This window comes from Methylobacterium sp. (assembly GCF_028290105.1).
Lineage (GTDB): Bacteria > Pseudomonadota > Alphaproteobacteria > Rhizobiales > Beijerinckiaceae > Methylobacterium.
Map to the genome: position 1 here is coordinate 1 of NZ_JAQGKL010000005.1, position 10,423 is coordinate 10,423.

8 protein-coding genes and 1 pseudogene are annotated in these 10,423 nt (G+C 69.0%); 6 read left to right on the forward strand and 3 right to left on the reverse strand.

The features are described from left to right. Together JWQ05_RS00215 and JWQ05_RS00220 are read left to right on the forward strand one after the other, a co-directional pair. A partial coding sequence (locus JWQ05_RS00215) for a zinc finger domain-containing protein (protein ID WP_299652679.1) occupies nucleotides 1-376 on the forward strand: 376 nt, incomplete at its 5' end. 123 nt (nucleotides 377-499) lie between these two features. Next, entirely contained in the window at nucleotides 500-1,954 is a 1,455-nt protein-coding gene (locus JWQ05_RS00220; RefSeq protein WP_299652681.1) for a sensor domain-containing diguanylate cyclase, read from the forward strand. 26 nt (nucleotides 1,955-1,980) lie between these two features. Here the strand turns inward: JWQ05_RS00220 and JWQ05_RS00225 are convergent, their stop codons facing one another. From JWQ05_RS00225 to uvrB, 3 genes are all read right to left on the reverse strand, one after another. Next, nucleotides 1,981-2,730, reverse strand: a complete 750-nt coding sequence (locus JWQ05_RS00225) for a YidB family protein (protein WP_299652684.1) — start codon at nucleotides 2,728-2,730, stop codon at nucleotides 1,981-1,983. 88 nt (nucleotides 2,731-2,818) lie between these two features. Then, nucleotides 2,819-3,181: a hypothetical protein gene (locus tag JWQ05_RS00230; RefSeq protein ID WP_299652687.1), complete on the reverse strand. Its 363-nt coding sequence runs from the start codon at nucleotides 3,179-3,181 to the stop codon at nucleotides 2,819-2,821. Nucleotides 3,182-3,268: 87 nt separating this feature from the next. Continuing rightward, nucleotides 3,269-5,980 carry an excinuclease ABC subunit UvrB gene (gene uvrB, locus JWQ05_RS00235; protein WP_299652690.1) on the reverse strand — a complete coding sequence of 904 codons (2,712 nt, stop codon included), beginning with the start codon at nucleotides 5,978-5,980 and terminating at the stop codon, nucleotides 3,269-3,271. Nucleotides 5,981-6,083: 103 nt separating this feature from the next. Here uvrB and JWQ05_RS00240 point away from each other — a divergent pair, with 103 nt between their 5' ends. The 4 genes and pseudogenes from JWQ05_RS00240 to JWQ05_RS00255 form a co-directional block, all read left to right on the forward strand. Then, a complete protein-coding gene (locus JWQ05_RS00240; protein ID WP_299652694.1) occupies nucleotides 6,084-7,664 on the forward strand; it encodes a glycosyltransferase family 61 protein in 1,581 nt (526 codons plus the stop codon). A 101-nt stretch (nucleotides 7,665-7,765) separates the two neighbouring features. Then, complete coding sequence (locus tag JWQ05_RS00245) at nucleotides 7,766-8,305, forward strand: ankyrin repeat domain-containing protein (protein ID WP_299652697.1); 540 nt, start codon at nucleotides 7,766-7,768, stop codon at nucleotides 8,303-8,305. A gap of 95 nt (nucleotides 8,306-8,400) precedes the next feature. Next, nucleotides 8,401-10,128, forward strand: a complete 1,728-nt coding sequence (locus tag JWQ05_RS00250) for a PQQ-binding-like beta-propeller repeat protein (RefSeq protein ID WP_299652700.1) — start codon at nucleotides 8,401-8,403, stop codon at nucleotides 10,126-10,128. 111 nt (nucleotides 10,129-10,239) lie between these two features. Next, nucleotides 10,240-10,423: pseudogene (locus JWQ05_RS00255) on the forward strand (acyl-CoA thioesterase); the annotation flags it as partial.

Sequence of the window (10,423 nt, forward strand, 5' to 3'; positions counted from 1 at the left end):
GCTCCTCGACCAGCGCCTGATCGCGGGTCTGGGCAACATCTACGTCTGCGAGGCCCTGCACCGGGCCGGCCTGCACCCGCAGGCGCCGGCGGGCAGCCTCGCCAAGCCGGACGGAACGCCGACACGCCAGGCAACCCGCCTGACCAAAGTGATCGTGGAGGTTCTCACCGAGGCCGTCGCAGCTGGCGGCTCGACCCTGCGGGACTACGCACATACGGATGGCGGCGCCGGCGCCTTCCAGCACGCCTTTCGGGTCTACGACCGAGTCGGGCATGCCTGCGGAGCGAAGGGATGCACGGGTACGATCGAGCGGATCGTACAATCCGGGCGATCGACGTTCTTCTGCGCCACCTGTCAGGTCAAGTCGACGAAATAGCCGGGAGCGGACGGGCCATCCACGATTCCGGAAACAGACGTTAAGCGACGGTTGGGACTCTCGGTGTCTTAAATCATGGACGTTTCGATCCACCGACCGGAACTGTGCTGATCCAGGGCGTACATGTACCCCATCGCCGACAATGAAGCGGATCGCCTGAAGGCCCTTCGGGACCTCCACATCATGGCGACCGAGCCGGAACCGGAATTCGACGCGATCTGCCGCACGGCGACAGCCCTGTTCGGCATGCCGATCTCCTATGTCTCGCTGATCGAGGAAAACCATCAGTGGTTCAAGGCCAAGTGCGGCCTCGATCAGGACGGGACAGAGCGGGAAGGGGCCTTCTGCAACTACGCGATCCTGTCGGATGCGGTCTTCGTGGTCGAGGATGCGCGCGAGGACGAGCGGTTCCGGGACGCTCCCCTGGTGAGCCAGTCCCCGTGGGTGCGCTTCTACGCCGGAGCGCCGCTCTACGCGGAGAACGGCCTGCGGGTCGGCATCCTGTGCGTCCTCGACGTCGTTCCGCGCCAGTTCACGGACGAGGATTGCGCGCGCCTCCGGGACCTTGCCTCCGTCGTCAGTGCGCAACTCACCCTGCAACGCGCCAAGAGCCAGCTTCGCGAGCGGGAGGCGCATTATCGCCTGCTGGCCGACAACACCTCCGACATGGTGGTCTGGGCGACCCTGGACACGGTCCGGCGCTACGTCTCCCCCGCCGTCCGCACGCTGCTCGGCTACGAGCCCGAGGAATTGATCGGGACGAAGCCCCTCGATCAGGTCCATCCCGACGACCTGGAGGCCTTCCGCAAGCTCCTGCGGGACATCGGCGAGGGCCGCCTCGAACGCGTGGTGGCGCGCCAGCGCTACCGGCGCAAGGACGGCAGCTGGGTCTGGGTCGAGGCGATCTTCAACGTGACCTTCGATGCGGACGGGATCCGGCGCACCGGCTACGTGGCGGCGGTGCGCGACATCACCGAGCGCAAGGAAGCCGAACATCGCATCGCGCACATGGCCCGGCACGACGCGCTCACGGATCTCGCCAACCGCACGCTCTTTCACGAGCGGCTCGCCCAGGAAATCGCGATGACGCGCCGCCGCGCGCGCGGGTTCGCGGTGCTGTGCCTCGATCTCGACCGCTTCAAGGCCGTGAACGACACCCTCGGGCATCAGGCGGGCGACGCCCTGCTACGCACCGTGGCGGAGCGCCTGCGGTCCGTCGTCCGATCCGAGGACACCGTCGCACGTATCGGCGGCGACGAATTCATGATCATCCAGACCGGCCCCGTCGTGGCCAGCAGCGTCCGGACGCTCGCCCGTCGCATCATCGAGACGATTTCGAACCCGATCGACGTCGATGGAGACGCGATCGCGGTGGGCGTCAGCCTGGGCATCGCCATCGCGCCGCAGGACGGGCTCGATGGCGACAAGCTGTGCCGGAACGCCGATATCGCGCTGTTCGAAGCCAAGAATGCCGGGCGCAACACCTTCCGCTTCTACGAGGCCGGCATGAGCTTCGGCACGACGATGCGGGATTGTGCAGACGCCGAAAGCGCAACGAGGGGGCCCTCGCTGCGCTGATTTTCGTTGGCCTGAACGCGACCGGGCTACCAGCCGCGCACGTCCTCGCCGGTCGGGCGCCGTCCCTGCGGGGTCAGGCCGTTGACCACCTGCGGCAGGACCTGGGCGAGTTGAGCCAGCAGGTCGTCGCGGTTCATGCCGGTACGCTGCTCCAACGCATTGACCGTCTCGGGTCCAAGGGCGTCGGCGAGGCGGTTCGGCGCGACGGATCGGTTCTCACCGTGGCCGATCCAGGACTCGATGACGTCGCCGAGGCCGCCGCGCTGAAACCGGTCGACGAGCCCATCGAGGCCGCCGTGGCCCTCGCCCTGCTCATGATCGAGACGGGCGTATGGGCCGGCGCCCGGCTCGCGATCGCTCGGACCTGGCGCACCACCTCCCGGGCCGTCGAGCATGCCCGACAGGTCGCTGAAATCGCCCTCCCGCGCCGGCGGGCGCGAGGAGCCTTCGTCGTCGCGCTGGTTCCATCCGGAGCCGGGCGGGCGGCCCGGATCCTGGCCGAACCCGCCCATATCTCCGTCCTCGTGCTCACGGCGTTGGGGCGCCTCCTGGCGATGCCCGCCGCCGAGAAGATCGCCGAGGCCGCCCGCTCCCTTGGACATCAGGAGCATCAGGAGCGCCTGGACGATGGGCGACATCGCTCCTCCGAGCCCGCCCCCGAGACTGCCTCCACCGCCGAGACCTCCGCCGCCACCCTGTCCGCCGCGCTCCGAGGCGTGCCCGCCCCCGAGCACTTGGCCAAGAACACCGCCGATGACCTGATCGAGCAGACCCATAATCGCTTCTCCCCCGCGTAACGTCTTGTAACGGATCGTATTTTTCGGAACGAACCCAGCTTGGGCACACCCGAACCTTCACAAAAAATCAGTCGCGGCGCGTTCCGCCGGTGGCCGCGCGATCCCGGGCGGGAAGGTGGTCGAGGGGATTGGTGCGGCTGCCCTTCGTTCGATCCGACGCCACGATCTCCGTGGTGGCCGAGATCGCCTTCGACGGCGCGACCTGCCCGTTCGGGCGCTCGGCGGCGGTACGATCACGCTCCGGCAACGTCGCGGGCGTCGGCTGATCGTTCGGATTGGGGACGCTCTGGGCCGCGGCCGCCGGCGCCAGGAAGGGCCCGAGGACCATTCCGAAGCTCGCGGATATCGCGAGGCTGCCGAGGAAGAGCGCGGTGACCGCGGAGCCGGCGCGTGGCTGGAACGGCGGGCGGAGGGGGCGAGGGAGGGTCACGGGACAGTCTCCGGGGTGGGCGCTTCACGTGATGCCGAACCAAGCCCCGGCACCCCGCAAGGGTTCCCGTTCCGGTTCGGCCGGCGATCAGCTGCGCTTTCGCCCGCCCCCGCCCTTGTATTTCGGCTTCTGCCCGCCGAGCCCCTGGGTCGAGCGGGCCTTCGGTCGCTCGACCCACGACGGCGCGGCGCCCACCGGGATTTCTCGGTCCGTGCCCGGACCCATGTTGTCGAGGGTCGGTTTCGAGATGCGGCTCTGCTTGGATCCGAAACGACCTGCCTCACGCTCGATGTCCCCCTGACGCGCCATGGGATCGTCGGACACCAGGAGCTCCGTGGCCTGGAGGCGCTTGAGCTCGTCGCGCAGGCGGGCTGCCTCCTCGAAGTCGAGGTCGGCGGCGGCCATGCGCATGCGTTTTTCGAGGTCGGCCATCACAGCCTTGAAGTTGTGACCGATGGTGGCGGCGTTCTTGGCCAGCCCCGTATCCACCTGGACGTGATCGCCCTCGAACACGCTGCTCAGGATGTCCGAGATGCCACGCTTCACGCTCTGCGGCGTGATGCCGTGCTCTTCGTTGTAGGCGAGCTGCTTGGTGCGGCGCCGCTCGGTCTCGGCCATCGCCCGCTCCATCGAGCCGGTGATGTTGTCCGCGTAGAGGATGCAGCGGGCCTCGGCGTTGCGGGCCGCGCGGCCGATGGTCTGCACCAGCGAGGTCTCGGAGCGCAGGAAGCCCTCCTTGTCCGCGTCGAGGATGGCGACCAGCGCGCATTCTGGAATATCGAGTCCCTCCCGCAGGAGGTTGATGCCGATCAGCACGTCGAAGGCCCCGAGCCGCAGGTCGCGGATGATCTCGATGCGCTCGAGGGTGTCGATATCCGAGTGCATGTAGCGCACCCGCACGCTGTTCTCGTGCAGGTACTCGGTGAGATCCTCGGCCATGCGCTTGGTCAGCGTGGTCACGAGCGTCCGGTAGCCGGCCTGGGCCACCTCGCGCACCTCCCCCAGGAGGTCGTCCACCTGGGAGCGCGCGGGGCGGATCTCGATGACCGGGTCGACGAGGCCGGTGGGGCGGATGACCTGCTCGGCGAAGACGCCGCCGGTCTGCTCCATCTCCCACTTCGCCGGGGTGGCCGAGACGTGAATGGATTGCGGCCGCATGGCGTCCCATTCCTCGAACCGCAGCGGGCGGTTGTCGAGGCATGAGGGCAGGCGGAAGCCGTATTCCGCCAGGGTCGCCTTTCGGCGGAAATCGCCCTTGTACATGCCGCCGATCTGCGGAACCGTGACGTGGCTCTCGTCGGTGAAGACGAGGGCGTTGTCCGGCAGGTACTCGAACAGGGTCGGCGGCGGCTCGCCGGGCTTGCGGCCCGTCAGGTAACGCGAATAGTTCTCGATGCCGTTGCAGGCGCCGGTGGCCTCGATCATCTCGATGTCGAAGGTGCAGCGCTGCTCGATGCGCTGGGCCTCGATCAGGCGGCCCATCTTCGTCAATTCGTCGACGCGCTGCTTCAGCTCGGTCTTGATGCCCTTGACCGCCTGCTGAAGGGTGGGGCGCGGCGTGACGTAGTGCGAGTTGGCGTAGACCTTCACGAACTTCAGGTCGTTGATCTTCTTGCCCGTGAGCGGATCGAACTCGGTGATCGTCTCGACCTCGTCCCCGAACAGGCCGATGCGCCAGCCGCGATCGTCCAAGTGGGCCGGCCAGAGTTCGATGACGTCGCCGCGCACCCGGAAGGTGCCGCGGGCGAAGTCCGACTGGATGCGCTTGTACTGGAGCGCCACGAGGTCGGCGATGAGCTGGCGCTGCTCGATCTTCTCGTTCAGCGACACCGTGAACGACATGGCGGTGTAGGTCTCCACCGAGCCGATGCCGTAGATGCACGAGACCGAGGCGACGAGGATGACGTCGTCGCGCTCGAGCAGGGCGCGGGTTGCGGCGTGGCGCATGCGATCGATCTGCTCGTTGATCGACGATTCCTTCTCGATGAAGGTGTCCGAGCGCGGCACGTAGGCCTCGGGCTGGTAGTAGTCGTAGTAGGAGACGAAATACTCGACCGCGTTGTCGGGAAAGAAGCTCTTGAACTCGCCGTAGAGCTGCGCCGCCAGGGTCTTGTTCGGGGCCAGGATCAGGGCCGGGCGCTGCGTCGCCTCGATGACCTTGGCCATCGTGAAGGTCTTGCCGGAGCCGGTGACGCCGAGCAGCACCTGGTCACGCTCGGCCTTCTTCACGCCGTCCACGAGTTCGGCGATGGCGCGGGGCTGGTCGCCCGCCGGCTCGAACTCCGATTTCAGCTTGAAGGGGACGCCGCCCTCCGATTTCTTCGGCCGCTCCGGGCGGTGGGGCGCCCAGGTCTTGCCGTCCCGAAACAGCGGGTTGCCCTCGGTGAGCAGGCGCGACAGCGCATCGACGGTGGCCGACACGGCGTCGGTGGCGAGCGAGGTCTCGCCGTCATCCGCCATCCCCTCCGGCGCCGGTCCGTCCTCGGGCGGGCGCAGGCCGAGGGCCTGGGCCAGGCGCGGGTCGACATCGGCGGCATCGGCGTGCATGAACGCCGCCTGCGGCGCTTCCGCCATCCCGGCCGGAGCCGGGTCCACCTTCTTGGGACGACCCGTCGGCTTGGCGGGCGGCTTTGCTGAGGGGCGCGGCGGTGCCACCTCCACCGGCGGCGGGCGGTTGCGGTTCAGCGCCGGGCTGAGCAAAGCTGCGAGATGCTCGTCGAGGGGCTGCAGCTCGGGCTTCGACGCCTTGGAATTCGGGGTTTTGGCGGATGCGGCGCGGGGCTTCTTCGGTGTCGGCATAGTGCAAGTATGGTTCCTGCACTCCGCTTGGGAAAGGGTCCGGGCCGGCAGGATTTGGCGCGCGCTCCGGTCCGCCCCATCGAAGCGGCCGGTCCAGGGCGATTTGGCGCGCCTCCTGGCACTCAAGGCCGTGGCGGACCTCACCACGCAGCCGTCTTCGGTCCTGATCCTCTGCGATCGCATCGACCCGGACCTCGCGTTCTTCCGGGCGCACTTCATCCAGGCCGCGTTCTGCCTCGTCACCGACAATCCCGACCTCGGGGCCGAGGCGCCCGACGGCATTCCGGTGATCTGCGGGCGCCTCGGCGAGCGGCATCGCCTGCGGGCCCTGGTGGCCTTCCATGGGCCGAATCTCGTCATCGATCAGCGGACATCCGATCCTCGGGCGCAGGCCTTCGCCTTCGTGGTGCTCGACCGCACCCTCGCCCATGGCGGCGTCTACGCCCTGCGAGCGCGGACAGGGACGCGCCTCGGCTACGACCGCTATCGAACCCTCGCCCTCGACCGGCGCCGAGCATCGGCGGAGCGCCTGCCGGCCGCCTCGCATGCGGGCCACGGCCCGTGCGAATACCGGGTCACCGTCAAGGCCTCCGTTCCGCCCCGACCGATCCGGCTTCGCCCGGCCGCCGACATTCCCGCATCCGCCCCAGTCACGGTCGCGGCGCCCACCTATCGGCGCCCGACCGCCACGCTCGTCGACGCACCGCCCTGGATCGTCGAGGGCGTCCGCTGGTTCGCCGGAATGGAAGTGGTCCCGCCGGAGGCGCGGGTCCACCGCTACCCGGAGGCGATCGTCTTCGGATACGGCATCGTGCAGGTCGGCGATTCCATCGTCGCCGAGAGCCTGATCAACCGCGACCGGACGCATCTTCTGGGCGCCCTGACCCTGGCGTCCGACGGGACGGGACATGTCGCGCACACGCTGCCACGGCCCCGCCGCATCCCCGGCCGCACCGTGCACCTGTGGCAGATGTGGGCGGAGAATTACGGGCACTGGCTCGTCGAATGCCTCCCCCGGCTGCACGTCGCCGCCCGTGCCGGGCTGCTCGAGAACGCGAAGGTGACCGTCCAGGCGATCCCCGCGATGGAACGCGTCTACCGGGACTCGCTCGCCGTCCTGGGGATCGGCGAGGCGCGCATCGTCTGGCTGAACGCGCGCGAGGTCGTCTTCGAGGACTTGGTCTATCCGACACCGATCACCCGGCAGCCCGTCGAGAAATCGCCCCTCGTGATCGAGGCCGCACTCGCCCTGCGCGACCGGATCGGTCCCCCGGCCGAACCGCTGCCCGAGCGGATCTACGTCAGCCGCAATCGAAGCGGGCGGCGGCGGCTCGCCAACGAGGCGGAGGTGATCGCCCTGTTGCGGGAGCGCGGTTACGCGGTGGTGCATCCCGAGACCGAACCCTTCGCGCGGCAGGTCCAGATCTTCGCCGCCGCGCGGTTGGTGGTGGGCGGGATGGGCGCGGCGCTCAGCAATCTCGCCTTTTCGCCGGCGGGCGTGCGCTGCCTGATGCTCACCAACCAGGACATGCTCGACGACTTCTTCCTCGACCTGGTCGGCCTGAAGGACGGCGCCTACGTGTCCATCCACGGCACGAGTCTGTCGCCGGAACTCGGCATGCAGTCCGACTATACCATTGCCCTCGACACCCTCCGCGAGACCCTCGACAAGCACGACTTCTGAGCGACGCTGGCCGAAAGCTTCCGAGGGTGACGCGCCTCGACTCCGGGGCGCATGACGCTCAATGATCCGTCCTCCGCGAGCGCCCGTAGTGAAAGCACCCAATGGATACCGAGACGCCGCACAAGCCCGAACTCGACGCTGAGACTCTGGCCTTCGCCGGCCGGGTATTCCAGTATGCTCGCCTCGGCCACGCGGAGGAACTCTCCGAACTGTTCGGCCAGGGGCTGCCCGCGAACCTGTGCAACGACAAGGGCGACAGCCTGCTGATGCTCGCCGCCTATAACGGGCAGGCGGAAACCGCGCGGGTCATCCTCGAACATGGCGGCGACCCGGAACTCGCGAATGTCCGTGGCCAGACGCCGCTGGCCGGCGCGGCCTTCAAGGGCGACATGGCGATCGCCGCGTTGCTGTTGGCGCATGGCGCCGCCGTCGACGGCACGGGCAGTGGCACGCGCACGGCACTGATGACGGCGGCGATGTTCAACCGGACCGATATGGTCGACCTTCTCCTCGCCCACGGGGCCGACCCGGACCTGCGGGACGGAACCGGCCTCACCGCCGCCGAGATGGCGCAGTCGATGGGCGCCGCCGACACGCCGCTGCAACTTGCCAAGGCGAAGCGGCCGGACGCCTCCGCCTGATGGCGATCGGTTTCACGCGTGCGCCCGACCACACATCAAGGATTCGAGGAAACAGCATGAAGTCCGCACGCGTCGGTGTCCTGGCCGCTCTTCTCATGACCATATCGCCCCTCTCGCCGGCATCGGCCGACGATTGGCCGATGTTCGGGCGCGACCACACCAACCAGCACTTTTCTCCGCTGACCGGGATCGACCGGGCCAACGTCAAGGCCCTGCGCCCGGCCTGGATCTTCCAGACCGGGATCACCGGCTATTTCCAGGCGGAGCCGGTGGCGGTGGGGAGCACGCTCTACGTCTCGACCACGCAGAATCACGTGGCCGCCCTCGATGCGCGCTCCGGCAAGGTCCTCTGGACCTACACCCACAAGGCACGCACGGAAAAGATCTTCGGGCCGCCGTCGAATCGGGGCGTCGCAGTCTCGGACGGCAAGGTCTTCGAGGCGACGATGGACGGGCGCATCATTGCCCTCGACGCCGCGACGGGGAAGGTCCTGTGGGACCACGAGGCCGTGCGCCCCGAAGAGGGTGAGTCCGAGACCGCCTCGGCCCTCGCGGACACGCTCGGCGCCAACGGCGTGCAGGGCTCGAGCCGGCTCGGCTTCAAGATGCCGCCGCTGGTCGCCGAGGGCCTCGTCATCGTCGGAGTGGCAGGGGCCGGCTACGGTCTGCACGTGGAGGACGCCAAGGGCGGTCTCGACGGCGGCGCCGTGGTGGGCATCGAGGGCGGTTATGGCCGGCGTGGCTGGCTCGCGGCCTACGACGCAGCCACCGGTGCCGAGCGTTGGCGCTGGTACGTCACCAAGTCGGACGGCTGGGAGGGCGATTTCGCCGCGACCACGGCGGACGGCGTGCCCCTTCACCGTGACATCGCCGCCGAGAAGGCGGCGGCCCCGGCCAACCGCGAGGCTTGGCGGGTCGGCGGCGGCTCCCTCTGGATGACACCGGCCTACGATGCCGATCTCGGGCTGATCTATGTCGGCACCGGCAATCCAGCTCCGCAGAATTTCGGCCTCTCGCGGCCGGGCGACAACCTCTACACCATGAGCCTCGTGGCGCTGGACGTGCGCACCGGGCAGCTGCGCTGGTACCACCAGCAGGTGCCGCACGACGAATGGGGCTACGACGTCGCGAGTCCGCCCTTCCTCCTCGACCAGCCGACGACGCAGGGACCGGTCAAGGCCGTGGCCCAGGGCTCCAAGACGGGCTGGATCTACGTGCACGACCGCCAGACCGGCAAGCTCCTGACCCGCTCGGCAGCGCTCGTCGCGCAGAAGAACCTCTACGCGCCACCCACCGAGGCCGGCACCGTGGTGAGCCCCGGCCCCCTCGGGGCGATCTCCTGGCACCCGGTCGCCTACGACGCGCGGGGCGGGACCGCCTTCGCGCAGGTCCGGCACGGGGCGACCACCTACGTGGTCAAGACCGTGCCGGCGTCGGGCGACCGCCCAGCCATCCGCTACACCGAGACGGCGGAAGCGAAGGGCGAGCCCAGCTTCAGCACCCTGACGGCGGTGGATCTGGCGCGCGGCGGTGCCATCAAATGGTCGGTCAAGGCGGGAAGCCGGCTCTCCGGCGGCACCCTCGCCACCGCCGGAGGCCTGGTCTTCTCCGGCGAGGAGGACGGGCATCTCGATGCCCACGACGCGGAGACCGGCGCGATCCTCTGGCGCTTCCAATGCGGTGCGGGCATCGGCGGACCGCCGATCACCTATTCCCTCGACGGCCGGCAATACGTCGCCGTGGCGGCGGGTGGCGCCTCCTTCACCAAGGGCTCGGGCTTCGGCACCGGCGACGCCCTGGTGGTGTTCGCGCTGCCGGACTGACCCGTCGTCGGCGCGGCTGTCTGTTCGCCGTCGCCGGGATGTGACATGGGGACACGGGCGGCGCGCGCCTTGCGTCGGCTGGTCCCTCGCAACTAGAGACCGCACCACGCCATGACGACCGACGCCGAGTCCCGCCAGCCCGAAGACCGTGGGGCGCCCGTGGTGCGCACCATCGCGATGCCCGCTGACACCAACCCGGCGGGCGACATCTTCGGCGGCTGGCTGATGGGCCAGATGGATCTCGCGGCCGGCAACATCGCCGCCCGACGCTCGCGCGGGCGTTGCGCCACGATCT

What these genes read in the sequence shown, in the direction of transcription:
- JWQ05_RS00220 (WP_299652681.1), top strand. Translation starts at nt 500, where the DNA reads ATGTACCCCATCGCCGACAATGAAGCGGATCGCCTGAAGGCCCTTCGG.
- JWQ05_RS00225 (WP_299652684.1), bottom strand. Translation starts at nt 2,730, where the DNA reads ATGGGTCTGCTCGATCAGGTCATCGGCGGTGTTCTTGGCCAAGTGCTC.
- uvrB (WP_299652690.1), bottom strand. Translation starts at nt 5,980, where the DNA reads ATGCCGACACCGAAGAAGCCCCGCGCCGCATCCGCCAAAACCCCGAAT.
- JWQ05_RS00245 (WP_299652697.1), top strand. Translation starts at nt 7,766, where the DNA reads ATGGATACCGAGACGCCGCACAAGCCCGAACTCGACGCTGAGACTCTG.
- JWQ05_RS00250 (WP_299652700.1), top strand. Translation starts at nt 8,401, where the DNA reads ATGACCATATCGCCCCTCTCGCCGGCATCGGCCGACGATTGGCCGATG.